General features: G+C 66.6%; 24 protein-coding genes. 3 read left to right on the forward strand and 21 right to left on the reverse strand.

All coding sequences use genetic code 11. The annotated features are described in order from the left end of the window. The first annotated feature begins 109 nt into the window (after window positions 1-109). Entirely contained in the window at window positions 110-1,396 is a 1,287-nt protein-coding gene (locus AK36_RS24070) for a D-amino acid dehydrogenase (protein ID WP_011883851.1), read from the forward strand. 326 nt (window positions 1,397-1,722) lie between these two features. Here AK36_RS24070 and AK36_RS24075 read toward each other — a convergent pair whose 3' ends face one another. The 5 genes from AK36_RS24075 to AK36_RS24095 form a co-directional block, all read right to left on the reverse strand. Then, window positions 1,723-2,658: an electron transfer flavoprotein subunit alpha/FixB family protein gene (locus AK36_RS24075; protein WP_045579342.1), complete on the reverse strand. Its 936-nt coding sequence runs from the start codon at window positions 2,656-2,658 to the stop codon at window positions 1,723-1,725. Between the two features lie 16 nt (window positions 2,659-2,674). Beyond that, window positions 2,675-3,424 (reverse strand): electron transfer flavoprotein subunit beta/FixA family protein, encoded by a 750-nt coding sequence (locus AK36_RS24080; RefSeq protein ID WP_011883847.1) that lies wholly within the window; start codon window positions 3,422-3,424, stop codon window positions 2,675-2,677. A gap of 233 nt (window positions 3,425-3,657) precedes the next feature. Next, entirely contained in the window at window positions 3,658-4,452 is a 795-nt protein-coding gene (locus AK36_RS24085) for a MetQ/NlpA family ABC transporter substrate-binding protein (protein WP_011883845.1), read from the reverse strand. A gap of 27 nt (window positions 4,453-4,479) precedes the next feature. Continuing rightward, window positions 4,480-5,133 (reverse strand): methionine ABC transporter permease, encoded by a 654-nt coding sequence (locus AK36_RS24090; RefSeq protein WP_011883843.1) that lies wholly within the window; start codon window positions 5,131-5,133, stop codon window positions 4,480-4,482. Then, the gene (locus AK36_RS24095; RefSeq protein WP_034194145.1) at window positions 5,123-6,157 is read right to left on the reverse strand and encodes a methionine ABC transporter ATP-binding protein; all 1,035 of its coding nucleotides are present in this window, start codon (window positions 6,155-6,157) and stop codon (window positions 5,123-5,125) included. Before AK36_RS24095 ends, AK36_RS24090 begins: the two co-directional genes overlap by 11 nt. 216 nt (window positions 6,158-6,373) lie before the next feature. On the opposite strand from AK36_RS24095, the gene AK36_RS24100 reads away from it, so the two are divergent. Continuing rightward, window positions 6,374-7,303 carry an alpha/beta hydrolase gene (locus AK36_RS24100; protein WP_011883841.1) on the forward strand — a complete coding sequence of 310 codons (930 nt, stop codon included), beginning with the start codon at window positions 6,374-6,376 and terminating at the stop codon, window positions 7,301-7,303. A 124-nt stretch (window positions 7,304-7,427) separates the two neighbouring features. Here the strand turns inward: AK36_RS24100 and AK36_RS24105 are convergent, their stop codons facing one another. Beyond that, a complete protein-coding gene (locus tag AK36_RS24105) occupies window positions 7,428-8,351 on the reverse strand; it encodes a histone deacetylase family protein (protein ID WP_011883840.1) in 924 nt (307 codons plus the stop codon). 170 nt (window positions 8,352-8,521) lie between these two features. On the opposite strand from AK36_RS24105, the gene mltB reads away from it, so the two are divergent. Next, window positions 8,522-9,745 carry a lytic murein transglycosylase B gene (gene mltB, locus AK36_RS24110; protein WP_045579343.1) on the forward strand — a complete coding sequence of 408 codons (1,224 nt, stop codon included), beginning with the start codon at window positions 8,522-8,524 and terminating at the stop codon, window positions 9,743-9,745. An 81-nt stretch (window positions 9,746-9,826) separates the two neighbouring features. Here the strand turns inward: mltB and cysM are convergent, their stop codons facing one another. From cysM to AK36_RS24185, 15 genes are all read right to left on the reverse strand, one after another. After that, window positions 9,827-10,729 carry a cysteine synthase CysM gene (cysM, locus tag AK36_RS24115; RefSeq protein ID WP_011883837.1) on the reverse strand — a complete coding sequence of 301 codons (903 nt, stop codon included), beginning with the start codon at window positions 10,727-10,729 and terminating at the stop codon, window positions 9,827-9,829. A 205-nt stretch (window positions 10,730-10,934) separates the two neighbouring features. Then, window positions 10,935-11,282, reverse strand: a complete 348-nt coding sequence (locus AK36_RS24120) for a ComEA family DNA-binding protein (protein WP_045579344.1) — start codon at window positions 11,280-11,282, stop codon at window positions 10,935-10,937. A 73-nt stretch (window positions 11,283-11,355) separates the two neighbouring features. Beyond that, complete coding sequence (gene rfaD, locus AK36_RS24125) at window positions 11,356-12,348, reverse strand: ADP-glyceromanno-heptose 6-epimerase (protein ID WP_011883833.1); 993 nt, start codon at window positions 12,346-12,348, stop codon at window positions 11,356-11,358. A gap of 63 nt (window positions 12,349-12,411) precedes the next feature. Further along, window positions 12,412-13,362 carry a D-glycero-beta-D-manno-heptose-7-phosphate kinase gene (rfaE1, locus tag AK36_RS24130; RefSeq protein WP_011883831.1) on the reverse strand — a complete coding sequence of 317 codons (951 nt, stop codon included), beginning with the start codon at window positions 13,360-13,362 and terminating at the stop codon, window positions 12,412-12,414. A gap of 7 nt (window positions 13,363-13,369) precedes the next feature. Continuing rightward, a complete protein-coding gene (locus AK36_RS24135) occupies window positions 13,370-14,770 on the reverse strand; it encodes a UDP-glucose dehydrogenase family protein (RefSeq protein ID WP_011883830.1) in 1,401 nt (466 codons plus the stop codon). Between the two features lie 89 nt (window positions 14,771-14,859). Then, the gene (lapB, locus tag AK36_RS24140) at window positions 14,860-16,032 is read right to left on the reverse strand and encodes a lipopolysaccharide assembly protein LapB (protein WP_045579345.1); all 1,173 of its coding nucleotides are present in this window, start codon (window positions 16,030-16,032) and stop codon (window positions 14,860-14,862) included. Window positions 16,033-16,085: 53 nt separating this feature from the next. Continuing rightward, on the reverse strand, window positions 16,086-16,379 hold the full coding sequence (locus AK36_RS24145) for a lipopolysaccharide assembly protein LapA domain-containing protein (RefSeq protein WP_011883826.1): 294 nt from the start codon (window positions 16,377-16,379) through the stop codon (window positions 16,086-16,088). Between the two features lie 208 nt (window positions 16,380-16,587). Further along, the gene (locus AK36_RS24150) at window positions 16,588-16,911 is read right to left on the reverse strand and encodes an integration host factor subunit beta (RefSeq protein ID WP_006750752.1); all 324 of its coding nucleotides are present in this window, start codon (window positions 16,909-16,911) and stop codon (window positions 16,588-16,590) included. A gap of 22 nt (window positions 16,912-16,933) precedes the next feature. Next, window positions 16,934-18,646 carry a 30S ribosomal protein S1 gene (gene rpsA, locus AK36_RS24155; protein WP_034176254.1) on the reverse strand — a complete coding sequence of 571 codons (1,713 nt, stop codon included), beginning with the start codon at window positions 18,644-18,646 and terminating at the stop codon, window positions 16,934-16,936. Window positions 18,647-18,786: 140 nt separating this feature from the next. Then, window positions 18,787-19,473 (reverse strand): (d)CMP kinase, encoded by a 687-nt coding sequence (gene cmk, locus AK36_RS24160; RefSeq protein WP_014722679.1) that lies wholly within the window; start codon window positions 19,471-19,473, stop codon window positions 18,787-18,789. Window positions 19,474-19,486: 13 nt separating this feature from the next. Continuing rightward, the gene (gene aroA / locus AK36_RS24165) at window positions 19,487-20,791 is read right to left on the reverse strand and encodes a 3-phosphoshikimate 1-carboxyvinyltransferase (RefSeq protein WP_011883818.1); all 1,305 of its coding nucleotides are present in this window, start codon (window positions 20,789-20,791) and stop codon (window positions 19,487-19,489) included. A 13-nt stretch (window positions 20,792-20,804) separates the two neighbouring features. After that, complete coding sequence (locus tag AK36_RS24170; protein ID WP_045579346.1) at window positions 20,805-21,731, reverse strand: prephenate dehydrogenase; 927 nt, start codon at window positions 21,729-21,731, stop codon at window positions 20,805-20,807. A 193-nt stretch (window positions 21,732-21,924) separates the two neighbouring features. Next, window positions 21,925-23,007: a prephenate dehydratase gene (gene pheA, locus AK36_RS24175; RefSeq protein WP_011883815.1), complete on the reverse strand. Its 1,083-nt coding sequence runs from the start codon at window positions 23,005-23,007 to the stop codon at window positions 21,925-21,927. Window positions 23,008-23,039: 32 nt separating this feature from the next. Beyond that, window positions 23,040-24,122, reverse strand: coding sequence for a 3-phosphoserine/phosphohydroxythreonine transaminase (serC, locus tag AK36_RS24180; protein ID WP_014722677.1), 1,083 nt, complete (start codon window positions 24,120-24,122; stop codon window positions 23,040-23,042). Between the two features lie 174 nt (window positions 24,123-24,296). Continuing rightward, window positions 24,297-24,896 (reverse strand): DUF2059 domain-containing protein, encoded by a 600-nt coding sequence (locus AK36_RS24185; protein WP_011883810.1) that lies wholly within the window; start codon window positions 24,894-24,896, stop codon window positions 24,297-24,299. Window positions 24,897-24,939 lie beyond the last annotated feature (43 nt).

The raw sequence follows: 24,939 nt of genomic DNA on the forward strand, positions 1-24,939 counted from the left end.
AACCTACATATTCAACAATACCATAGCGCAAACAACTAGATCAGCTAGAGGTTACACGGAGCCGCAGGTGCGCCCGGCCTCGACCTGATTCCTTCCATCTGGAGCAGCTATGCGAGTCGTCATTCTGGGCAGCGGTGTGGTGGGCGTGGCGAGCGCGTATTACCTTGCGCGCGCCGGTCATGAAGTCACGGTGATCGACCGGGAGGCCGGCCCGGCGCTCGATACGAGCTTCGCAAACGCGGGCCAGATCTCGCCCGGCTATGCGGCGCCGTGGGCCGCGCCCGGCGTGCCGCTGAAGGCGGTCAAGTGGATGTTCGAAAAGCATGCGCCGCTCGCGATCCGCCTCGACGGCACGCGCTTCCAGCTGCAATGGATGTGGCAGATGCTGCGCAACTGCACGCCCGAGCGCTATGCAGTCAACAAGGGCCGCATGGTGCGTCTCGCCGAATACAGCCGCGATTGCCTGCAGGCGCTGCGCGCCGATACGGGCATCGAGTACGAAGGCCGCACGGGCGGCACGCTGCAGTTGTTCCGCTCGCAGCAGCAACTCGACGGCGCGGCGAAGGACATCGCGGTGCTGCGCGAAGCGAACGTGCCGTTCGAACTGCTGTCGCCGGCCGAGTTGAAGAATGCCGAACCGGCCCTCGCCGCCGTATCGCACAAACTCACCGGCGGCCTGCGCCTGCCGGGTGACGAAACGGGCGATTGCCAGTTGTTCACGACGCGCCTCGCGGCGCTCGCGGAATCGCTCGGCGTGAAGTTCCGCTACAACACGCCGATCGACGCGCTCGCGATCGCAGGCGGCAAGATCGCCGGCGTGCAATGCGGCAGCGAGACGGTGCGCGCCGACGCATACGTCGTCGCGCTGGGTTCGTACTCGACCAACTTCGTGTCGAAGCTGATGAAGATCCCGGTCTATCCGCTGAAGGGTTATTCGATCACCGCGCCGATCGTCAACGAGGCGGCCGCGCCGGTGTCGACGGTGCTCGACGAGACCTACAAGATCGCGATCACGCGCTTCGACCAGCGCATTCGCGTCGGCGGGATGGCCGAGATCGTCGGCTTCGACAAGAAGCTGCGCGCCGCGCGCCGCGAAACGCTCGAAATGTGCGTGAACGACCTGTTCCCCGGCGGCGGCGACACGTCGAAGGCGACGTTCTGGACGGGCCTGCGCCCGATGACGCCGGACGGCACGCCGATCGTCGGCCGCACGCCGGTGTCGAACCTGTTCATGAATACCGGCCACGGCACGCTCGGCTGGACGATGTCGTGCGGTTCGGGCCAGCTGCTCGCCGACCTGATCTCGGGCAAGAAGCCGGCGATCCAGGCCGACGACCTGTCGGTGCATCGCTACCTGAACGAAGTGGCCGGCCAGACGCGTCCCGCATACGCGTAAGCCGGAACGGCCCGTGGCGATACGGGCCCGCTGCATCGGCAAGAAAGGCGCCCTCGGGCGCCTTTCTCGTTTCGGCGAGCGAAAATGGCGGTGCGAGCGGCGACCCGCCACGAGGCTACAGCCAACCGGCGCATGCGCTCGTCGCCCGTCGAGCGCGTCGACGCCGCCAATTGCGCGTGCACGACGATCCGTTCCACACGGCACCATACGATCGCGGTCCTGCCCGGCCAACGACAACCGCTCGTCTCGAGCGACACCACAACAAAAAAGGGGCGCTCATCGCGCCCCCTCTTCGAACATGCACACCGCCGCAGCGGCGCGCAGCATCAGCCCAGCGCGCTCACGAGCTCCGGCACGAGCGTGAACAGATCGCCGACGAGGCCGTAGTCGGCCACGCTGAAGATCGGCGCTTCCGGATCCTTGTTGATCGCGACGATCACCTTCGAATCCTTCATGCCGGCCAAGTGCTGGATCGCACCCGAGATGCCGACCGCGATGTACAGCTGCGGCGCGACGATCTTGCCGGTCTGGCCGACCTGATAGTCGTTCGGCACGTAGCCGGCGTCGACCGCCGCGCGCGAAGCGCCGAGTGCTGCCGACAGCTTGTCCGCCAGCGGCTCCAGCACCTTCGTGTAGTTCTCGCCGCTGCCCAGACCGCGGCCGCCCGACACGATGATCTTCGCGCTGGTGAGCTCCGGACGGTCCAGCTTCGTCACTTCACGGCTCACGAACTGTGACTTGCCGGCGTCTGCCGCCGCGTCGATCTTCTCGACCGCTGCGCTGCCGCCTTCGGCCGCCACCGGGTCGAAACCGGTCGCACGCACCGTGATGACCTTGATCGGATCGCTCGACTGCACCGTCGCGATCGCATTGCCTGCGTAGATCGGACGCTCGAACGTATCGGCCGAATCGACGGCCGTGATGTCCGAGATCTGCGCGACGTCCAGCTTCGCGGCGATACGCGGCGCGACGTTCTTGCCGTACGCGGTCGCCGGCGCCAGGATGTGCGAGTAATCCTTCGCGATGTTCAGCGCGGTGGCTTCGACGTTTTCCGCCAGGCCAGCTTCCAGCTGCGGCGCGTCGGCCAGCAGCACCTTCGACACGCCTGCGATCTTCGCTGCCGCGTCCGCCGCGCCCTGCGCGTTGTGGCCTGCGACCAGCACGTGGATGTCACCGCCGATCTTCGCTGCCGCTGCGACCGTGTTCAGCGTCGCGGCCTTGATCGACGCGTTGTCGTGTTCTGCAATCACCAGAATCGTCATTTCTTTCCGCTCCCTCTTACAGCACCTTGGCTTCGGTCTTCAGCTTCTCGACCAGCGTCTTCACGTCCGGCACCTTCACACCGGCCGCGCGCTTCGGCGGCTCGGCCACCTTCAGCGTCTTCAGACGCGGCGTCACGTCCACGCCGAGGTCTTCCGGCTTGACCGTTTCCAGCGGCTTCTTCTTCGCCTTCATGATGTTCGGCAGCGTCACGTAACGCGGCTCGTTCAGACGCAGGTCGGTCGTGACGACCGCCGGCAGCGTCAGCGACAGCGTTTCCGCACCGCCGTCGACTTCACGTGCGACCGTGGCCTTGCCATCGGCGACCGTGACCTTCGAAGCGAACGTCGCCTGCGGCAGACCTGCCAGCGCAGCCAGCATCTGGCCCGTCTGGTTCGAGTCGTCGTCGATCGCCTGCTTGCCGAGGATCACCAGCTGCGGCTGCTCCTTGTCGACCAGCGCCTTCAGGATCTTCGCGACGGCCAGCGGCTCGACGCCGTCGGTCGACTCGACCAGGATCGCGCGGTCCGCGCCGATCGCCAGCGCCGTGCGCAGCGTTTCCTGCGCCTGCGTCACGCCCACCGAAACCGCGACCACTTCGGTCGCCACGCCCGCTTCCTTCAGGCGCACCGCCTCTTCAACGGCGATTTCGTCGAACGGGTTCATCGACATCTTCACGTTCGCGATGTCGACGCCCGTGTTGTCCGACTTCACGCGGACCTTCACGTTGTAATCGACCACTCTTTTCACTGGCACCAGGATTTTCATGCACACGCTCCAAAGTTACGAATACGACCAGAGGCCATTCTATAGCGAGGCCCCGTGATTGCGCGGCCAAGCGGGCCCATCATGGCCGCCGAGGATAGCGCTCCTCGACGGCGCGCCGGTAATAGCGAACGATCGTTCTATTTTAAAAGAGAAAAAACCCGGGCGCAAAGCCCGGGATTTGGATCATCGACTCTAATCGGCACCGGGCGCGCCCTGCATCTCGCGCTGACTGCTTACCAGGCGGCGATCACCGCGCCGCCGAACTTCTGTTCGATGAATTGCTTCACTTCCGGGCTCCGATAGGCCGCGACGAGCTTCGCCACCCACGGTCGCGCGCGGTCGGCTTCGCGAATCGCGAGGACGTTCGCGTACGGACCGTTCGGGCCCTCGATCGCGATCGCGTCCTGCTTCGGCTTCAACCCGGCTTCCATCGCGTAGTTGGTGTTGATCGCGGCCGCGTCGACGTCGCCGAGCGAGCGCGGGATCTGCGCCGCATCGAGCTCGACGATCTTCAGCTTGCGCGGATTGTCGACGATGTCGAGCGGCGTCGCCTTCAGCCCCGCATCCGCGCGCAGCTTCAGCAGCCCCTGCTTCTGCAGCAGCAGCAGCGCGCGGCCGCCGTTGGTCGGATCGTTCGGTACCGCGACGCGCGCACCGGGCGCCAGCTCGGCCAGCGACTTCACGCGCTTCGAGTAGATGCCCATCGGGAACGTGACGGTATCCGCGACCTTGATCAGCTTGTAGCCACGGTCCTTCACCTGCGCCTGCAGATACGGGTCGTGCTGATAGCTGTTCGCGTCGAGGTCGCCCGCGGCGAGCGCCGCGTTCGGCTGCACGTAGTCGGAGAATTCGACGATGCGGATGTCGAGGCCGCTTCGCGCCGCGACCTTCTTCACGTATTCCATGATCTGCGCGTGCGGGCCGCCCGTCACGCCGACCTTGATCGTTTCGGCCTGCGCATGCGCGCTCGCGAACAGTGCAGCCGCGCTAATGGCGGCCGCGAACTTGAGCATGAAGCGTCGTTGCATCGTCTCCCCCGAAGGATGAAGGTCTTTTTACTTGTGGCTCAGCCGGCGTACGAGCCAGTCGCCGAACGATTGCACGATCTGCACGAACACGATGAGGATCGCGACCACCGTCCACATCACTTCCGGCAGATAGCGCTGGTAGCCGTAGCGGATCCCGAGATCGCCGAGCCCGCCGCCGCCGATCGCGCCGGCCATCGCCGAATAGCCGACCAGCGACACGAACGTGATCGTCAGACCCGCGACAATGCCCGGCAGCGACTCGGGCAGCAGCACCTTGAAGACGATCTGCGACGTCGTCGCGCCCATCGACTGCGCGGCCTCGATCAGCCCGCGATCGACTTCGCGCAACGCCGTCTCGACGAGCCGCGCAATGAACGGCGCCGCCGCGAGCGTCAGCGGGACGACGGCCGCGGCCGTGCCGATCGACGAGCCGGTGACGAGCCGCGTAAATGGAATGACCGCGACCAGCAGAATGATGAACGGCGTCGAGCGCACCGCGTTGACGAGGCCGCCGAGCACGCGATTCACGCCGAGGTTCTGCAGCACGCCCTGGCGGTCGGTCAGATAGAGCAGCACGCCGAGCGGCAGCCCGACGAGCGCACCGACCGCCCCGGAGATGCCGACCATGATCAGCGTCTCCCAGAACGACTGCACGAACATATCGAACATCTCACTCAACATACGAAAGCTCCTCTACCACGACACCTTGCTCGCGCAGGAACGCGAGCGCCTGCCCGACCTTGCCCGGCTCGCCGCCGGCGAGCACCGCGAGCGACCCGAACGCCTGACCCTGGATCTCGTCGATCTGGCCGTGCAGGATGTTGAAATCGAGCTCGTAGCGGCGGATCGTTTCCGACAGGATCGGCTGGTCGACGCCCGTGCCGGTGAACGCGAGCCGCAACAGATGCCCGCTGCCGGTCTTCATCCGCTCGGCCACGCGCGCCTTCAGCGCCGGCGGCAGCTCCTGCGCGATCACGTCGCCGATCAGCGCGCGCGTCACTTCGTGATGCGGTTGCAGGAACACGTCGATCACGCGCCCCTGCTCGACCACGCGGCCCGCGTCGAGCACCGCGACGCGATCGCATACCTGCTTGATCACTTCCATCTGGTGCGTGATCAGCACGATCGTGAGGCCCAGCTCGCGGTTGATGCGCTTGAGCAGATCGAGGATCGAACGCGTGGTTTCGGGATCGAGCGCCGACGTCGCTTCGTCCGACAGCAGCACCTTCGGCTTGCTCGCGAGCGCGCGCGCGATGCCGACACGCTGCTTCTGGCCGCCGCTGATCTGGGCCGGATAGCGGTCTTTCTGCGCGGACAGCCCGACGAGCTCGAGCAGCGGCAGCACGGCGGCTTCGATCTCGGCACGGCTCGCGCCGGCCAGTTCGAGCGGCAGCGCGACGTTGTCGAACACCGTGCGCGACGACAGCAGGTTGAAGTGCTGGAAGATCATGCCGATTTCGCGGCGCGCCTCGCGCAGTGCGCCGGCCGGCAGCACCGTGAGATCGCGCCCGCCGACGACGACGTTGCCTTCGGTGGGCCGCGTGAGCAGGTTGATGGTGCGCACGAGCGTGCTCTTGCCGGCGCCGCTGCGGCCGATGATGCCGAACACCTCGCCCTGCGGAATCGACAGGTTGACGTTGTGCAATGCGTCCACCCAGCCGGACGGCCCGGGAAAACGCTGCGACAGATTGCGTAATTCGATCATGTAAACAAAACGGCGGCCGGCAGGCGAGGGTCGCCGGTCAGCCGCCAGATGCATCTGGAATAGCCGGCGATTTTACCGCAAACACCTCATTCCCCTTAATAATCAATTTCGCTCTTTTCATAACCCAGTGAAATTAGAGGCGCGCCGCGGCTCCCGCGCGCGAAGGCCGCGACTATGATCCGGAACACCAATATCAATCGACAAGGAGACCGCCAGATGAGCGCCATCACGCCGCCCGACGCTGCAGCCGCCGCAGCCGCCATCGCAGCCGGGGATCCGGCCGCGTGTCCCCCGGCGCGAATGGGCCGGCTGCGCACCGCGGACGGGCTCGAACTGGCGTCGTACCGCTGGCCGGCCGCGGACGGCAGCGCGCCGCCGCGCGCGTCGGTCGCGCTCGTACACGGCCTCGCCGAACATGCGGGGCGCTACGAGCGGCTGGCAGCACGGCTGAACGCGGCGGGCATCTCGGTGCTGGCGATCGACCTGCGCGGGCACGGCCGGTCGCCGGGCAAGCGCGCGTGGGTCGAGCGCTTCGACGATTACCTGAACGACGCGGATGCGCTGGTTGCCGAAGCCGCGCGCGGCAATACGCCGCTCTTCCTGATGGGGCACAGCATGGGCGGCGCCATTGCGGCGCTGTATGCGATCGAACGCCTGCCGGCCAGTGGCCACACGCTCGCTGGCCTCGTGCTGTCGAGCCCGGCGCTCGCGCCAGGGCGCGACGTGCCGCGCTGGATGCTGGCGATGAGCCGCTTCATCAGCCGCGTGTGGCCGAGCTTCCCCGCGATCAGGATCGATGCGGCGCTGCTGTCGCGCGATCCGGCGATCGTCGCGGCCAATCGGGCCGACCCGCTCGTGCACCACGACGCGGTGCCCGCGCGCACCGGCGCCGAACTCCTCGACGCGATGGCGCGCATCGAACGCGGCCGCGGCTCGCTGCGCGTGCCGGTGCTCATCTATCACGGCACCAGTGACAAGCTGACGGAACCCGACGGCAGCCGCGCGTTCGGCGCGCACGTCGGCTCGCCCGATCGCACGCTGACGCTCTACGAAGGCGGATTCCACGAAACGATGAATGATCTCGAGCGCGAGCGCGTGATCGATGCGCTGATCGCGTGGATTCACGCGCACGCGCCGGCCGGCTGAGGTCGCGCGGGCTGCGTGGACGCGCTGCGCCCGCCGGTAGCCGCGCAGGTCGCGCGGCGCGGTCGCGGCCGGCAAGCTGCGCAGCCGCGACCGCTTGCCGATGCGCGGCAGCTCGCCGCGCGCGTCAGACGCCGGCGAGCGCGCGCAGATGCGCGACGACGCTGCGCCCGAGCGCCGACAGGTTGTAGCCGCCCTCGAGGCAGCTGACGATGCGGCCCTGCGCGTGCCGGCGCGCGACCTCGACGATCTGCGCGGTCAGCCATTCGAAATCGGCCTCGACGAGCCCGAGATTGCCGATGTCGTCCTCGCGATGCGCGTCGAAGCCGGCCGACACGAACACCATCTGCGGCTTGAACGCATCGAGCCGCGGCAACCAGAACATGTCGACCGCTTCGCGCACCGCCATCCCGTTGCTGCGCGCGGGCATCGGCAGGTTGACCATGTTCGGCGCCTGATGGTCGGCGCCCGAGAACGGGTACAACGGATGCTGGAAGAAGCTGCACATCAGCACGCGCTCGTCGTTCGCGAACGCCGCTTCGGTGCCGTTGCCATGATGCACGTCGAAATCGATGATCGCGACGCGTTCGAGGCCGTGGACGTCGAGCGCGTGCCGCGCGGCGATCGCCACGTTGTTGAAGAAGCAAAAGCCCATCGCGCGCGCAGGCTCCGCGTGATGACCGGGCGGCCGCACGCTGCAGAACGCATTCGCGTAGCGGCCCTCGATCACCGCATCGGTCGCCGCGATCGCGGCGCCGGCCGCGCGCAACGCGGCGCGCCAGGTGTCGCGATTCATCAGCGTGTCGGGATCGATTTCGACGTAGCCGTCGACCGGCGTCATGCTGCGGATATAGTCGATATGAGCCTGCGTATGCACGCGACCCAACGCGACCTCGCTCGCGAACGGCGCGGATTCGTGCACGATCAGGTCGTCGATGCGGCTCGCGATCAGCTGATCCTGGATCGCCGACAATCGGGCCGGGCATTCCGGATGCCACTCTCCCATCTCGTGCAGCATGCAGTCGGGGTGCGTATAGAAGGCGGTTGCCATAAGCTGTCATCCGCGGCGTCGGGTGCGCCGCAGGTCTCCATCAATGATGTCCATCGTCTTGCCGCGAATTCGCCGCTAACTTACCACAACGCTGCGCCGCCACGTCCCGGCGCGCGGGATGCGTCGGGTATACTGCACCGTACCCCACCGCCCTGTCCGCCCGCTTCGACATGAATTCCAGCAAGCCCGCCGCCCTTCTCTCCACGCTGTTGCACGTTCGCGCTCCACTCGTCGCCGCTGCGCTCGCCGCCGCGGCCGCGGTCTCGCCCGCGCACGCGCAGACGCAGCCGACGAAGCCCGCCGGCATGCTCGTCGCGCAGGCCCAACCGCAGCAGCCGGCGCCGCAAGGCCAGACCTTCGAAGAAGAAATCGTTCCGCAGCGCTACGCGAACAACGCGAAGGTCGATGCATTCATCGACGAGATGGTGAGCCGCAACGGCTTCGACGCCGCGAGCCTGCATGCGCTGTTCTCGCGCGTCAGCTATTCGGCGACCGCCGTGAAGCTCGTGAAGCCCGCGCCCACGCCGTCGGTGAAGAATTGGCGCGTTTATCGTTCGCGCTTCATCGAGCCGATCCGCATCAATGCCGGCGTGAAATTCTGGAAGGCGAACCGTGCGACGCTGCAGCGCGCGTCGCAAGAGTTCGGCGTGCCGCCCGAAGTGATCGTCGGCATCATCGGCGTCGAAACGATCTACGGGCGCTACATGGGCAACTTCCGCGTGCTCGATGCGCTGACGACGCTCACGTTCGATTATCCCGACACGCCGAATCGCGACAGCCGCCAGGCGACGTTCCGCAAGAACCTCGAGGACTTCCTCGTCTGGACGCGCGACAGCCAGCTCGACCCGACCACCGTGCTCGGCTCGTACACGGGCGCGATCGGCATTCCGCAGTTCCTGCCGAGCAGCATCCGCGAATACGCGGTCGACTACGACGGCGGCGGCCACGTCGATCTGCGCAGTAGTCCTGCCGACGCGATCGGCAGCGTCGCGAACTACCTGAAGCAGCACGGCTGGGAAACCGATCGCCCGGTGGTCTGGCGGATCACGCCGGACACCGGCAGCCTCGGCATCGCGCAAGCCGCCGCCGACGGTCAGCCCGAACCGCACTGGGCGCTGTCGCAGTTGCTGCGCGCCGGCATGACGCTCAACGAGCCGACCGTCAACATCACGACCGAAGCCGGTACGCCGGTCACCGTGGTCGACCTGCCGTCGCCGGGACACGCGACCGAGTACATGCTCGGGCTGAAGAACTTCTACGTGCTGACGCGCTACAACCGCAGCTTCTTCTACGCGCTCAGCGTGTATCAGCTCGGCGAAGCGGTGAAAGCGCAAATGGAGGCGAGCGGCGCACTGCCGCTGCCGCCCGCCGACACGGACCCGTCTGCGCAATAAGCAGCGTTCGCACAAACGAAAAGCGCCGCTCGATGCGGCGCTTTTTTCATCGGCTCGACGGCGTGCGGCCGTGGGCCGCGATCACGCAGGAAACACGCCGGTCGACAGGTAACGGTCGCCGCGGTCGCAGACGATGAACACGATCGTCGCGTTCTCGACCTGCCGCGCGATGCGCATCGCGACTTCGCAGGCGCCGCCCGACGAGATCCCGGCAAAAATGCCTTCGACGGCCGCGAGCCGGCGCGCCATCGTTTCGGACGCGGCCTGGCTCACGTTCTCGACGCGATCGACGCGGCTGCGATCGAAGATCGTCGGCATGTAGGCTTCCGGCCACTTGCGAATGCCCGGAATGCGCGAGCCGTCTTCCGGTTGCGCGCCGATGATCTCGATCGCCGGATTCTGCTCCTTCAGATAGCGCGACGTGCCCATGATCGTGCCCGTCGTGCCCATCGCGGACACGAAGTGCGTGACGCGTCCTTCGGTGTCGCGCCAGATCTCCGGACCGGTCGACTCGTAATGCGCGACGGGGTTGTCCGGGTTGCCGAACTGGTCGAGGATCACGCCCTTGCCTTCGCGCTGCATCTGCTCGGCGAGGTCGCGCGCCAGTTCCATGCCGCCCTTCACCGGCGTCAGGATGATTTCCGCGCCGTACGCGGCCATGCTCTGGCGGCGCTCGACCGACAGATCCTCCGGCATGACCAGCACCATCTTGTAGCCGCGGATCGCAGCGGCCATCGCGAGCGCGATGCCCGTGTTGCCGCTCGTCGCCTCGATCAGCGTGTCGCCCGGCTTGATACGGCCGCGCGCTTCCGCCTTGCTGATCATCGACAGCGCCGGACGATCCTTCACGGAGCCGGCCGGGTTGTTGCCTTCGAGCTTCGCGAGCACGACGTTGTTGCGCGCGCGAATCTCGTCGTCCGGCAGGCGGACCAGTTGCACGAGCGGGGTGTTGCCGATCGTGTCTTCAATCGTTTTGTAAGCCATGGGATACCGTGAGTGCGAGGCCGATCAATCGATCGATTGTAAACCAGCACCGACGCTCGCGCGGGCAACCCCTTCGCGGCGATGGAATACCGGTGCGATGCGATGCGCGATCGCGCACGCGCGACGGGCCACGCAAAAAACCCGCGGCATGCCGCGGGAAGCCGTCCAACGACGGCGCCTGAAGGATCTTGTGGTGGCGCGTGCGCTACTTCTGTGGGGTGCGGGCGGCCGCGGCGGCCGGCTTCGGTGCTGCCGGCTTGCCGGCAGCAGCCGTGCCCGCAACGGCCGCGCCTGCCGCGCCGATGGTCAAGCCCTCCTGTTGAAGACGCTCGACCGTATGGCCGCCCATTCCCTTCACGCGCGATGCGAGGTCGTCCGCGCTCTTGAACGGGCCACGTGCGCTGCGTTCGTCCAGAATCGCCTTGGCCCGCGCCGGGCCGATTCCCCTGATGCCGACGAGCGCGCTTTCGTTCGCGGTGTTGACGTCGACGGCCGCCCAGGCCGACGCGATCACGCCGGACAGCGCCGCGGCGGCCAACCATTTCCTGATCATGTGCTGGATCTCCGATGAAAGCGGCCGGCGGCTGCCGACCGTGAGACCCAGTCTAGCGATGCGACGCGCGCGCTTAAACCTGGCCGGACAGCCAACGCACGTAGCGATCGACACCTTCCTGCACCGTCAGGAACGGCGCGTCGTAGCCGGCCGCGCGCAGCTTCGTCTGGTCGGCCTGCGTGAAGCACTGGTACTTGCCGCGCAGCGCATCGGGGAACGCCACGTATTCGATCAAGCCCTGCTCGACCTGCTGCGCGAGCGTGAGCGGCGGCAGGTTGTCGAGCGCACGCAGCGTATTGACGACCGTCGACGCGATGTCGTTGAACGGCTGCGCGCGGCCCGTGCCGAGATTGAAGATGCCCGACTTCTCCGGATGATCGAAGAAGAACAGGTTGACCTTCGCGACGTCTTCCACCGACACGAAGTCGCGCGTCTGCTCGCCCGGCGCGTAACCGTTGTACTCGCCGAACAGCTTGACCTTGCCTTCCGCGCGGAACTGGTTGAAGTTGTGGAACGCCACCGACGCCATGCGCCCCTTGTGCGTCTCGCGCGGACCGTACACGTTGAAGTAGCGGAACCCGGCGATCTGGCTCCTGGCGCTCGGCAGCACGCGGCGGATCACCTGGTCGAACAGGAACTTCGAGTAGCCGTACACGTTCAGCGGCGCCTCGACCTCGCGCTCTTCGACGAAGCGCGTCGAGCCGCCGTAGATCGCCGCCGACGACGCGTACAGGAACTGCGCGCCCTGCGCGAGGCACGCATCGAGCACCGCGCGGCTGTAGCGGAAGTTGTTGTCCATCATGTAGCGGCCGTCGGTTTCCATCGTGTCCGAACAGGCGCCTTCGTGGAACACCGCGCGCACCTTGCCGAAATCGCCGCGCGCGAAGCGTTCGACGAATTCGGTCTTGTCGAGATAGTCGTCGATCTCGCAATCGACGAGGTTACGGAACTTGTCCGCGCGCGTCAGATTGTCGACCGCGATGATGCGCGACTCGCCGCGCTCGTTGAGCGCCTTGACGATGTTCGCGCCGATGAAACCGGCTGCACCGGTGACGATGAGGGTCATGGTCATCCTGCCTGAAAAATGACGAGACGATCGCGCGGCGCTCGGTCGGGCCGCGGCGATCGCTCAATGAAACAGTTCGTCGTAGTCGACGGTGGCCGTGCCGAGCTTGCCGACCACGATCCCCGCCGCGCGGTTCGCGAGCACCACGGCGTCGACGAGCGGCACGCCGGCGCCGAGCATCGTCGCGACCGTCGCGATCACGGTGTCGCCCGCACCCGATACGTCGTACACCTCGCGCGCGAGCGCCGGCGCATGCAGCTCGCCCGCCGCCGAGAAGAGCGTCATCCCCTCCTCGGAACGCGTGAGCAGCAGCGCGTCGATGTCGAGCTCCGCGCGCAGCTTCGCGACCCGCTCGCGCAGATCGTCCTCCGACTTCCAGTGCCCGATCACTTCGCGCAGCTCCGCGCGATTCGGCGTGATCAGCGATGCGCCGCGATAGCGCGCCCAGTCGTCGCCCTTCGGATCGACGAGCACCGGTTTGCCGCCCGCGCGCGCGCGCTCGATCATCGTCGTCACGTGAGTCAGACCGCCCTTCGCGTAGTCCGACATCAGCACGACGTTGTGCTGCGGCAGCAACGTGTCGAAATGGGCGAGGCCCGCGAGCAGCACTTCGTGCGTCGGCGTCGCCTCGAAGTCGACGCGCAGCAGCTGCTGCTGGCGTGCCAGCACGCGCAGCTTGATGGTCGTCGGCAGCGCCGCGTCGCGTTCGAGATGCGGCGTGACGCCGCTGCTGGCCAGCAGTTCGACGATCCGCTCGCCCGGTTCGTCGCAGCCGACCACGCACAGCAGCCCCGCCTGCGCGCCGAGCGTCACGACGTTGCGCGCGACGTTGGCCGCGCCGCCGAGCCGCTCTTCCTGACGCTGCACGTGCACGACGGGCACCGGCGCTTCCGGCGAAATGCGGTCGACGTTGCCGAACCAGTAGCGGTCGAGCATCACGTCGCCGACGACGAGCACGCGCGACTTCGCCAGCTGCGCGCGCGGGACCGGCACCACTTCGCGAAGAGAACTCATCGTGCGCTCACCCACGGGAAACGGTTTGGGGATCGACATACGGGCGTCCGATCGCGTAGTAGTCGATGCCGATCTCGGCCATCGCATCCGGCTCGTACAGATTGCGCCCGTCGAAGATCACCGGCGCCTTCAGCTCCGCTTTCAGGCGCGTGAAATCCGGGCTGCGGAATTCCTTCCACTCGGTGACGATCACGAGCGCATCCGCGCCGGCGACCGCCGCATCCTGCGTATCGACGAAGTGCAGACGCGCGAGCGCGTCGGCGCCTGCTTCGAAATCGAGCGCGAACACGCGGCGCGCCTCGTCGATCGCGACCGGGTCATACGCGCGCACGGTCGCGCCGCGCGCGAGCAGCGCGGCGATGAGCCGGCGGCTCGGCGCCTCGCGCATGTCGTCGGTATTCGGCTTGAACGCGAGGCCCCACACCGCGAACGTGCGGCCGCTCAGATCCGCGCCGAAGCGCTGTTCGATCTTGCCGATCAGCACGTCCTTCTGCGCCGAGTTGGCCGCCTCGACGGCCTCCAGGATGCGCAGCGGCTGGCCGTTCTCGCCGGCCGTGCGGATCAGCGCCTGCACGTCCTTCGGGAAGCACGAGCCGCCATAGCCGACGCCTGCATACAGGAAGTGATAGCCGATCCGCGGATCGGAGCCGATCCCGCGCCGCACCGCTTCGATGTCGGCGCCGACCTTGTCGGCCAGATTCGACATCTCGTTCATGAACGAGATGCGCGTCGCGAGCATCGCGTTCGCCGCGTACTTCGCGAATTCGGCCGAGCGCACGTCCATGTAGATCGTGCGCTCGTGATTGCGGTTGAACGGCGCGTAGAGCTTCTTCATCTTCTCGCGCGCCACGCTTCCCGTCTCGTCGTGGTCGACGCCGATGATGATCCGGTCCGGCCGCATGAAATCTTCGACGGCCGCGCCTTCCTTCAGGAATTCCGGATTGGAGACGACCGAGAAGCGATGCGCGACGCTGCCGCCGAGCCCGCGGGCCGCGAGCGCGTCGTCGACCACCGCGCGCACGCGCTGCGCGGTGCCGACCGGCACCGTCGACTTGTCGACGATCACCTTGAAGCCCGTCATGTGGCGGCCGATGTTGCGCGCGGCCTCGAGCACGTATTGCAGGTCGGCCGAGCCGTCCTCGTCGGGCGGCGTGCCGACCGCGATGAACTGGATCTCGCCGTGGGCGACACTCGCCTCGATGTCGGTCGAGAAACGCAGCCGCCCTGCCGCGCGATTGCGCGCGATGATGTCGAGCAGGCCCGGTTCGTGAATCGGCATCCCGCCGTTGTTCAGGATCTCGATCTTGCGCGGATCGACATCGAGACAGAAGACGTCGTGGCCGATCTCCGCGAGACAGGAACCCGTGACAAGACCGACATAGCCGGTGCCGATGATGGTGATTTTCATAGATGTTCCGGTACGTCCCGGTAATTGACTAACTTGGCCGCCCGGCCGAAGCCGGCGGCAACCGCCACGCGTCGCGCCGCTCGCCGGGATCAGCCCGGCATCGCAGGTTCGACGCGCCGCGGCGCATAGGTTTCCCAGCCGCTGCAACCGGGGCACTGCCAGTAGAAGAGCCGTGCCCGGAAACCGCAATTCTGGCACGTATAGCGCGGCAGATTCTTGGTGCGCTGCCGGATCAGCGCGCGCATCATTTCAAGCTCCTTACGGCGCGGCTCGTCGGCCGCGGCGATCTGCGCATCCAGCAGGTGCAGCATGCCCGACAGGTTCGGCGACTTCTCCATCTGCGCGCGCGCGAGTGCGTGCGCAGCGTCCTGGCCGCGCATGCCCGCGATGTGCTGATACGCGATGTCGAGCAGATCGTTCGACGGATAGCGATCGACATAGCCCATCAGCAGCTCCGCGCCGTCGACCGGCTTGCCGAGCGCGATGTACGCCTTCATCAGTTTGTCGGCGACGAGCGGCAGGTAGGCGGGGTTCTGCGTTTCGACGCGCTTCCAGTGACCGATCGCGGCGGCGGGATCGCCGGCCGCTTCGGCCGCGTCGCCCGACAGGATCGTCGCGCGCACGTTCTGCGGGTTCGCCGCGAGCGCGAGCTTCAACTGCTCGGCCGCCGCCGCGGTGTTCTTGCGCTGCAGCGCATCCTGCGCGATTTCGCAGTGGAACTGCGCGATTTCGATGCCGAGCGGCTTGTCGCTCATCGACTCGATGCGTCGCGCGGTGTCGATCGACTTGTTCCAGTCCTTTTCGATCTCGTAGATCGTCAGCAACGCCCGCTGCGCACCGAGCGCGTAGTCGCCGTCGGCGAGGCGGTGGAACGCCTCCTCCGCCCGGTCGAGCAGGCCGGCCTTCAGGAAGTCCTGGCCGAGCTCGTACAGCGCGTGGTCGCGCTCGTTCACCGGCAGGTCCGTGCGGCTCAGCAGGTTCTGGTGGACGCGGATCGCGCGGTCCGTCTCGCCGCGGCGGCGAAACAGGTTGCCGAGCGCGAAGTGCAGCTCGACCGTCTCGGGGTCGAGCTTGGCGACCTCGATGAACGCGTCGATCGCCTTGTCCGGTTGTTCGTTCAACAGAAAATTCAGGCCGCGAAAATACGAGCGCGGCAGGTTGGCGCTCTCCGACAGGAGATTCTTCAGGTCATAGCGTGACGCCGCCCATCCGAGCGCGAACGCGACAGGAATCGCGAGCAACCACCAGAAATCCAGATCCATGCGAGATATCGAAGCAGAGACGAAAACCGCGCAAAATTCGCGCGGCGTCGGTGTTAAATGACGGGCGGCATCGGCGGCTGGTCGACGACCGCCGGGGTTTCACGCGCGGCGCGCAGATCCCGCTTGAGACGTCCGTTCTCCAGACGCAGCCGGAAGATCGACGGCAGCGCAGACAGCAGACCGGCCAGCAGACCGACGACGAAGAACGCGAGACCGATCAGGATCAGCGGCGCCTGCCACGCGTAGCCGGCAACGAAATTCAGCGTCGCGGTTTGCGTATTGGCCAGCGCGAGCACCAGCAGCAGCACGAACACCAATACCCGGATCAGCCAGACGATAAACTTCATGTAGCCCTCTCTTTGTTGAGGTTTGCCGCGGCGCGCGACTCCCCTTCGCGTCGCCGAATCGACCCGTATTGTAAAGGATGCGTTTCGGCGTCAGCGCAGATCGTTCGGAGTGCGTCGTCCTGCCGCCGCCGGAAATGAAAAAAGCGCCCGCTAGGGGCGCTTTCTTTTCAGCCTTCGCCGGACAGGTTCCGGGCAAACCGCACGACGCTCAACGCTCGTCGTCCGGATCGTCAGCTTTCAGCGGCTCACCGGCGCGACCGTCGACGCGCTCACGCAATTCCTTGCCGGGCTTGAAGTGCGGCACGAACTTCTCGGGCACCTGCACTTTCTCCCCCGACTTCGGGTTGCGTCCGACGCGCGCCGGGCGACGGTTGAGGCCGAAGCTGCCGAAACCGCGAATTTCGATGCGATGCCCTTTCGACAGAGCGTCGGACATCGCATCGAGCATCGTTTTCACCGCGAAATCCGCATCCTTGAGGACAAGTTGCGGAAATCGCAGTGCCAGCTGTGCGACCAACTCGGATTTGGTCATACTTCAGCAGACCTCGCGAGGCTTACTGGTTCTGGCCGTCGAGCTTCGCCTTCAGCAGCGCGCCGAGGTTGGTCGTACCGGTCGCAGCAGCGCTCGAGTCCGACTGCAGGCCGCGGATCGCTTCCTGTTGTTCAGCCGAGTCCTTCGCCTTGATCGACAGGTTGATGCCGCGCGACTTGCGATCGATGTTGATCACCATCGCGTTGACCTTGTCGCCTTCCTTCAGCACGTTGCGTGCGTCTTCGACGCGATCCTGCGAGATTTCCGAAGCGCGCAGGTAGCCTTCGATGTCGCCCGTCAGCGTGATCACGGCGCCCTTCGCATCGACCGACTTCACCACGCCGTCGACGATCGAACCCTTGTCGTTCATTGCAACGTAGTTGCTGAACGGGTCGCCTTCGAGCTGCTTGATGCCGAGCGAAATACGCTCCTTCTCGACGTCGATACCGAGCACGATCGCTTCGACTTCGTCGCCCTTCTTGTACTTGCGAACGGCTTCTTCGCCGGCTTCGCTCCACGACAGGTCCGACAGGTGGACCAGGCCGTCGATGCCGCCCGGCAAACCGATGAACACGCCGAAGTCGGTGATCGACTTGATTGCGCCCGTGATCTTGTCGCCCTTCTTGAAGTTGCGGCTGAAGTCATCCCACGGATTCGGCTTGCACTGCTTCATGCCGAGGCTGATACGACGACGGTCTTCGTCGATCTCGAGGACCATGACTTCGACTTCGTCGCCCAGCTGGACAACCTTCGACGGTGCGACGTTCTTGTTGGTCCAGTCCATTTCCGACACGTGGACCAGGCCTTCGATGCCCGATTCCACTTCGACGAATGCGCCGTAGTCGGTGATGTTCGTGACCTTGCCGAACAGGCGCGTGCCCGACGGGTAACGGCGCGAGATGCCTTCCCACGGATCGTCGCCCAGTTGCTTGATGCCCAGCGAGACGCGGTTCTTCTCTTGGTCGAACTTGAGGATCTTCGCGGTGACTTCCTGGCCAACCGACAGGACTTCGCTCGGGTGACGCACGCGACGCCATGCGATGTCGGTGATGTGCAGCAGGCCGTCGATGCCGCCGAGGTCGACGAACGCGCCGTAGTCGGTGATGTTCTTGACCACGCCGTTGACGATCGCGCCTTCCTTCAGCGTCTCGAGCAGCTTCGCGCGCTCTTCGCCTTGCGTTGCCTCGATCACGGCACGACGCGACAGCACGACGTTGTTACGCTTGCGATCGAGCTTGATCACGCGGAACTCGAGCGTCTTGCCTTCGTACGGGGTCGTGTCCTTGACCGGACGCGTATCGACCAGCGAACCCGGCAGGAACGCGCGGATGCCGTTGACCATCACGGTCATGCCGCCCTTCACCTTGCCGGTGATGGTGCCGGTGACGAGTTCGTTGTTGTCGAGGGCCTTTTCCAGCGACAGCCACGATGCAAGGCGCTTCGCCTTGTCGCGCGACAGGATCGTGTCGCCGTAGCCGTTTTCGAGTGCGTCGATCGCGACGGACACGAAATCGCCCGACTGCACCTCAACCTCGCCCTGATCGTTCAGGAATTCCTCGATCGGAATGTAAGCCTCGGACTTCAGGCCTGCATTGACGACCACGAAGTTGTGGTCGACGCGCACGACTTCGGCGGAAATCACTTCGCCGGCGCGCATGTCTTGGCGGGTCAGCGACTCTTCGAACAGAGCCGCAAAGGATTCGGTATTCGGGGTGGAGGTTTGCAGGTCGGACATAAAAATCGGATTGTGCATGGATCGCTGTGCCACGCCGGCCGGAATGGCAGGCTGAAAGAGCCAGATCGAAACCATACGGGGTTAAGGGTTTGAAACACGCTGAGCGCTCGCGCGCCCAGCACCTACTGCTGCCCGCCTTTTCAGGCCGGCTGGCCGAGCGCCCGGTACCACTGCAGCACCTGATCGACCGCTTGATCGACCGAAAGCGCCGACGTATCGAGCAGCTTGGCATCTGCCGCGGGCTTCAGCGGCGCGGCCGCGCGATTGCTGTCACGCGCGTCACGCTCACGCAAATCCCGGAGCAAGTCATCTATATTAGCAGAAAATCCTTTTTGCATCAATTGCTTATGCCGCCTCGCCGCGCGAGCCTCGGCGCTGGCCGTCAGAAACACCTTGAGCACGGCGTCCGGGAAGATCACGGTGCCCATGTCGCGGCCGTCCGCAACCAGGCCCGGCGTCTTGCGGAAGGCCCGCTGGCGCGCCACCAGCGCCACGCGCACCGGCCCGTGCACGGCGATCGCCGACGCGCGGTTGCCGACCGCCTCCGCGCGGATGTCGTTCGACACATCGACGCCGTCGAGCTGCGCGCAGCCCTCGCGAAACGTGATGTGGAGGTCGTCGATCAGCTTCACGAGCGCGTCGATGTCCTGCGCGTCGATCCCGTAGCGCACGCTCGCGAGCGCAGCGAGCCGGTACAGCGCGCCGCTGTCGAGCAGGTGAAAGCCGAGGTGCGCGGCGACGAGCGCCGCGACGGTGCCCTTGCCGGAAGCGGTCGGGCCGTCGATCGTGATGACGGGGGTCGGGTGAAAGGGTCGGGTCGATTTCATCGGGTACGGTCGGTCAGGCCTTGGCGAGCGCGGCGAAGCGGTCGAAATAGTCGGGGAACGTCTTGCCGACGCACTTCGGGTCGTTGATCCGCACGGGCACGCCGCCCAGGCTGACGAGCGAGAAGCACATCGCCATCCGGTGATCGTCGTAGGTGTCGATCGTCGCGTTCGGCGTGAGCCGCTGCGGCGGCGTGACGACCAGATAGTCGGGCCCCTCCTCGACCACCGCGCCGAGCTTGCGCAATTCGGTCGCCATCGCCGCGATGCGGTCGGTTTCCTTCACGCGCCAGCTCGCGATGTTGCGCAGCGTGCTCGTGCCGCTCGCAAAGAGCGCCGCGACCGCGATCGTCATCGCGGCGTCCGGAATCAGGTTGAAATCCATGTCGATCGGATCGAGCTTGCCGTGATCGTGGCCGATGCCGCGCACCTCGATCCAGTCGTCGCCCATCGACACGTTCGCGCCCATCTGCATCAGCGCGTTCGCGAAGCCGACGTCGCCCTGGATGCTCGCCCGGCCGACGCCCTCGACGCGCAGCGGGCCGCCGCCGAGCGCGCCGGCCGCGAGGAAATACGACGCCGACGACGCGTCGCCCTCGACCATGATGCGCCCCGGCGAGCGGTAACGGACCCCGGCCGGCACGACGAAGCGCTGCCAGCCGTCGCGCTCGACGGTCACGCCGAAGCGTTCCATCAGTCGAATGGTGATGTCGATGTACGGCTTCGAGATCAGTTCGCCGTCGACTTCGACGACGATCTTGCCGTCCTTCGCCTTCACGAGCGGCAAGGTCATCAGTAGCGCGGTCAGGAACTGGCTCGACACGTCGCCGCGCACGCGGATCGGCGCGTCGACCGTGATCGCCGCCGGCTTGATCCGCAGCGGCGGAAAGCCTTCGTTCTGTTCGTAATCGATCTGCGCGCCGATTTGCCGCAGGCCGTCGACGAGATCGCCGATCGGCCGCTCGTGCATGCGCGGCACGCCGTGCACGCGGTAGTCGCCGCCGTTGACCGCAAGCGCCGCCGTCAGCGGGCGCACCGCGGTGCCGGCGTTGCCGAGGAACAGATCGGCCGTCCTCGCGGTGAACGCGCCGCGCGTGCCGGCGACGACGCAGGTGTCGGCGTCGCGCGTGAGACGCACGCCCAGCTTGCCGAGCGCGTCGAGCATCACGCGCGTGTCGTCGGAATCGAGCAGGTTCGTGATCGTCGTTTCGCCTTCGGCGAGCGCCGCGAGCAACAGCACGCGGTTCGAAATGCTCTTGGAGCCGGGAAGTCGCACGGTGCCGGAGGCACTGGAGTACGGGCCGAGATCGAGATAGTCCATGTGAATCGTCCTGTTATTTCTTGACCGGTTCTGCAGCGGGCTGCGCGCCGCGCTCCTGCCACGCCTTGCGCGCGGCGCGCGAGCGCGTGAATACGGCCTCGAGCGCGGCGCCGTCGCCGGCGTCGATCGCCGCGCGCAGCCGTGCGAGCACGCGCGTGTAGCCGTCGAGTTCGTCGAGCAGCGCCGCGCGGTTGGCGACGCACACGTCGCGCCACATTTCGGGGCTCGACGCCGCGATCCGCGTGAAGTCGCGGAAGCCGCCGGCCGCATATGAGAATTTCAGCTCCGCATCGGCCTCGCCGAGGATCTGCTCGACGAGCGCGAACGACAGCACGTGCGGCAAATGGCTGATCGAGGCGAATACGCGATCGTGCTGGGCCGCGCTCATCGTGCGCACGTCGGCGCCGGTCGCCTGCCACATCGCGTCGATCCGCGCGACGGTCTCGGGCGCGTTCTCCGCGAGCGGGCACAGCACGACGTTGCGGCCGACGTACAGGTCCGGCAACGCGGCTTCGACACCGCTCGACTCGCGGCCGGCGATCGGATGGCCCGGCACGAACCGGGCGATCCGATCACCGAGCGCCGCGCGCGCGGCCGCGACGACGTCGGACTTGGTGCTGCCCGCATCGGTGACGATCGTCGCGGCGTCCAGCCACGGCGCGATGCGCGCGAGCAACGGCTCCGTCTGCGCGACCGGCGCGGCGAGCAGCACCAGATCGGCGCCGGCCAGCGCGTCGCGCAGTTGCGCGTCGTCGTCGAGCGCCGCCGCGCGGTCGATCACGCCGAGCGCCAGCGCGCGCTCGACCGACGCACGCGACCGGCCCACGCCGACGATCTCGCCCGCCCCGCCCGAGGCACGCTCGCGCAACGCGCGCGCCAGCGATCCGCCGATCAGGCCGACGCCGAAAATGACCAGTTTGTTGAATGCAAAGCCTGACACGACATGAGCCAAGTGACGCGCGCGGAACGATGCCCGCGCACGGAAGTCCAGATCCCGGGCACCGGGCGCACACCCGGCGCGACCTGCGCCGGATACCGCCCGAACCCGCCGTCGGCAGCGCGGCCCGGCCGGCGCTGCCCCTTCGCCGCCTCGCCGCGTCGCCCGCGCGAGGCAGGCGACGGGCCGCCGCGCATCAGCGCGCGCGCGGATACGAACCGAGTATCTTCAGGAACGCGGCTTTCTGGCCGAGCTCCGCGAGCGCGGCGGCCACCGCCGCGTCGTCCCGGTGCCCTTCGATGTCGATGTAGAAGTAGTACTCCCACGTGCCGACCCGCGCCGGCCGCGATTCGAAGCGCGTCATCGACACGCCGTGCCGCGCGAGCGGCTCGAGCAGCTTGAACACCGCGCCCGGCTCGTTCTTCACCGAGACGATCAGCGACGTCTGGTCGTGACCGCTCTGCCCCGCCGGCTGCTTGCCGACGATCACGAAGCGCGTGCGGTTGTGCGGATCGTCCTGGATCAATGAGAACGCGACCTGCAGCCCGTAGTGCGCGGCCGCACGATCGCCGGCGATCGCCGCGACGCTCGGGTCGGCCGCCGCGAGACGGGCTGCCTCGGCGTTGCTCGACACCGCTTGCCGCTCGAGCTGCGGCGCGTTCGCCGCGAGCCACTGCTGGCATTGGGCGAGCGCCTGAGCGTGCGCGCAGACGCGCGTCACGCCGGCGAGCGTGCCGCTTTGCGTGAGCAGGTTGTGATGGATCGGCAGCGCGAGTTCGCCGCTGATCAGCAACTGTGTCTGCAGCAGCAGGTCGAGCGTGCGCGACACCGCGCCCTCGGTCGAATTCTCGACCGGCGCGATCCCGAAGGCGGCCGCGCCCGCCTCGACCGAGCGGAATACTTCGTCGATCGACGGGCACGGCAGTCCTTCGATCGACTGGCCGAAATACTCGAACATCGCCTGTTCGCTGTACGTGCCCACCGGCCCGAGGAACGCGACGTGGATCGTCTGCTCGAGCGCGCGGCTCGCGGCCATGATCTCGCGCCAGATCGCGCTGATGTGCTCGCCCGCGAGCGGCCCGGCGCTCATGTCCTGCAGGCGCGCGATGACCTGCAGCTCGCGCTCCGGCCGGAACACCGGCGCGTTGAAGTGCTTCTTGACCTCGCCCACCTCGAGCGCCACCGCAGCGCGCTGGTTGAGGAGCGCGATCAGCTGCGCGTCGATCGCATCGATGCGGTCGCGCAGCGGTTTCAGGCGGGAATTCAGTTCGTCGTCCATGCGTTTTGCCGTGCTGTTTGAACAGCGCGCCGTCAGGCGTCGCGCCGTTCGAAGTCCTTCATGTACTCGACGAGCGCCTTCACGCCCTCGAGCGGCACCGCGTTGTAGATCGACGCCCGCATGCCGCCGACGGACTTGTGGCCCTTCAGCTGCAGCAGCCCGCGCGCCTTTGCGCCGGCGAGGAAGTCTTCATTGCGCGTTTCGTCGGCCAGGAAAAACGGCACGTTCATCCGCGAACGCACCGCCGGCTCGACCTTGTTCAGATAGAAGCCGCTCGCGTCGATCGTGTCGTAGAGCAGCTTCGCCTTCTCGATGTTGCGGGCCTCGATCGCCGCGAGACCGCCCTGCCGCTTCAGCCACTGGAACACGAGGCCCGCGATGTAGATCGCGTAGGTGGGCGGCGTGTTGTACAGCGAGTTGTTCTCGGCGACGGTCTTCCATTCGAATGCCGACGGGCAGATCGACAGCGCGCGGTCGAGCAGGTCCTCGCGAACGATCACGACGGTCACGCCGGCCATCCCGATGTTCTTCTGCGCGCCGCCGAACAGCACGCCGTACTTCGCGACGTCCATCGGGCGCGACAGGATGTGCGACGACACGTCGGCCACGAGCGGCACGTCGCCGAGGTCGGGAATCTCGAACGTCTCGACGCCGTCGATCGTTTCGTTGGTGCACAGATGCACGTAGGCCGGATCGTCCGACAGCTGCCATTCGGCGCGCGCGGGGGCGCGCGTGAAACCGTCGGCCGTCTTGCCCGAGGCCGCCAGATGCGGCGTGCAGTACTTCTTGGCTTCGTTGAACGACTTCTGCGACCACGAACCGGTGACGACGAAGTCGGCGCTCTTGCGCGAACCGAGCAGGTTCATCGGCACGATCGCGTTCTCGGCGATGCCGCCGCCCTGCAGGAACAGGATCCGGTGGCTGGCCGGCACGTCGAGCAGATCGCGCAGGTCGGCCAGCGCGGTTTCGTGGATCGACATGAATTCCTTGCCGCGATGGCTCATCTCCATCACGCTCATGCCGCTGCCGTGCCAGTCGAGCATTTCGTCGGCGGCTTGCCGCAGCACTTCCTCGGGGAGCGCCGCTGGGCCGGCGGAGAAATTAAAGACGCGCATCGTGAATAACCTCGGGACGGACGCGGACCGGCTTGCGGCCGGCTCGCTGCCGGCAGAAAGACCGCGCCACAAAAAGGAATGGCCGTTTGCGCTCGCGCGCAAACGGCCATTATCGCACTGTCATCAGGCTCCCGCCAAACCCGACCGGACGGCCGGGCGGCGCGCCCGGACCGCTCACTTGCCCGGCTTGACCGCGGCGACTTCCTTGTCAGCCTGCGTGCGCGTTGCCTGGATCGCTTGCGGCATGTACTTCTGCATCAGGCCGTTGACGACGTCGCGGCCAACCTGATCCTGAACCTGGATGAACTTGCGGCCCGTCGGGCTCTTGTAGAACGTCGTCAGATCCTTGATCTCCGACGTGCTGTAGTACTTCGCGTACGCGTCGTACTGAGCCGACATCGCATCGTTCTGGAACTGCTGCGTGCCGAACACCTTGCCCGCGCCGTCGACCAGCTTCGGCACTGCGTTCTTTTGCAGCGTCGGCACGGCGGCCTGCTTCTGCTTGTCGTTCAGCGTCTTGTTTTCCGACAGCGCGTCCGACAGGATCGCCGGAACGAGTTGCTTGGCCTGCATCTCGGCGCTGTTGCCGATTGCCGACACGAGCTTCGGCGCGTCGATCGCGTCGAGCAGATCCTTGATCGCCGCCTTCTTGTCGGCGTCGATCGGCGCAGCTGCCGCGGTCGCAGCCGGTGCGGAATTCGACAGCGCTTGCGCCATCGCGAACGTCGGCACCAGTGCAGCCAGCAGAACCAGTTGCTTGAATTGCTTTTGCATCATCACTCCCTTGTGGAAATATGAATGGTTGCTCGCCAACCGC

The sequence above is a fragment of the Burkholderia vietnamiensis LMG 10929 genome (genome assembly GCF_000959445.1).
Lineage (GTDB): Bacteria > Pseudomonadota > Gammaproteobacteria > Burkholderiales > Burkholderiaceae > Burkholderia > Burkholderia vietnamiensis.

Coding starts and splice junctions, on each gene's coding strand:
- AK36_RS24185 (WP_011883810.1), bottom strand. CDS start 24,896: ATGCAAAAGCAATTCAAGCAACTGGTTCTGCTGGCTGCACTGGTGCCG.
- AK36_RS24090 (WP_011883843.1), bottom strand. CDS start 5,133: ATGTTGAGTGAGATGTTCGATATGTTCGTGCAGTCGTTCTGGGAGACG.
- AK36_RS24135 (WP_011883830.1), bottom strand. CDS start 14,770: ATGAAAATCACCATCATCGGCACCGGCTATGTCGGTCTTGTCACGGGT.
- AK36_RS24145 (WP_011883826.1), bottom strand. CDS start 16,379: ATGAAGTTTATCGTCTGGCTGATCCGGGTATTGGTGTTCGTGCTGCTG.
- AK36_RS24105 (WP_011883840.1), bottom strand. CDS start 8,351: ATGGCAACCGCCTTCTATACGCACCCCGACTGCATGCTGCACGAGATG.
- rfaE1 (WP_011883831.1), bottom strand. CDS start 13,362: ATGAGTTCTCTTCGCGAAGTGGTGCCGGTCCCGCGCGCGCAGCTGGCG.
- mltB (WP_045579343.1), top strand. CDS start 8,522: ATGAATTCCAGCAAGCCCGCCGCCCTTCTCTCCACGCTGTTGCACGTT.
- AK36_RS24120 (WP_045579344.1), bottom strand. CDS start 11,282: ATGATCAGGAAATGGTTGGCCGCCGCGGCGCTGTCCGGCGTGATCGCG.
- cysM (WP_011883837.1), bottom strand. CDS start 10,729: ATGGCTTACAAAACGATTGAAGACACGATCGGCAACACCCCGCTCGTG.
- cmk (WP_014722679.1), bottom strand. CDS start 19,473: ATGAAATCGACCCGACCCTTTCACCCGACCCCCGTCATCACGATCGAC.
- AK36_RS24075 (WP_045579342.1), bottom strand. CDS start 2,658: ATGACGATTCTGGTGATTGCAGAACACGACAACGCGTCGATCAAGGCC.
- rpsA (WP_034176254.1), bottom strand. CDS start 18,646: ATGTCCGACCTGCAAACCTCCACCCCGAATACCGAATCCTTTGCGGCT.
- AK36_RS24100 (WP_011883841.1), top strand. CDS start 6,374: ATGAGCGCCATCACGCCGCCCGACGCTGCAGCCGCCGCAGCCGCCATC.
- AK36_RS24150 (WP_006750752.1), bottom strand. CDS start 16,911: ATGACCAAATCCGAGTTGGTCGCACAGCTGGCACTGCGATTTCCGCAA.
- pheA (WP_011883815.1), bottom strand. CDS start 23,007: ATGGACGACGAACTGAATTCCCGCCTGAAACCGCTGCGCGACCGCATC.
- rfaD (WP_011883833.1), bottom strand. CDS start 12,348: ATGACCCTCATCGTCACCGGTGCAGCCGGTTTCATCGGCGCGAACATC.
- AK36_RS24085 (WP_011883845.1), bottom strand. CDS start 4,452: ATGCAACGACGCTTCATGCTCAAGTTCGCGGCCGCCATTAGCGCGGCT.
- AK36_RS24070 (WP_011883851.1), top strand. CDS start 110: ATGCGAGTCGTCATTCTGGGCAGCGGTGTGGTGGGCGTGGCGAGCGCG.
- lapB (WP_045579345.1), bottom strand. CDS start 16,032: ATGGATCTGGATTTCTGGTGGTTGCTCGCGATTCCTGTCGCGTTCGCG.
- AK36_RS24080 (WP_011883847.1), bottom strand. CDS start 3,424: ATGAAAATCCTGGTGCCAGTGAAAAGAGTGGTCGATTACAACGTGAAG.
- AK36_RS24095 (WP_034194145.1), bottom strand. CDS start 6,157: ATGATCGAATTACGCAATCTGTCGCAGCGTTTTCCCGGGCCGTCCGGC.
- serC (WP_014722677.1), bottom strand. CDS start 24,122: ATGCGCGTCTTTAATTTCTCCGCCGGCCCAGCGGCGCTCCCCGAGGAA.
- aroA (WP_011883818.1), bottom strand. CDS start 20,791: ATGGACTATCTCGATCTCGGCCCGTACTCCAGTGCCTCCGGCACCGTG.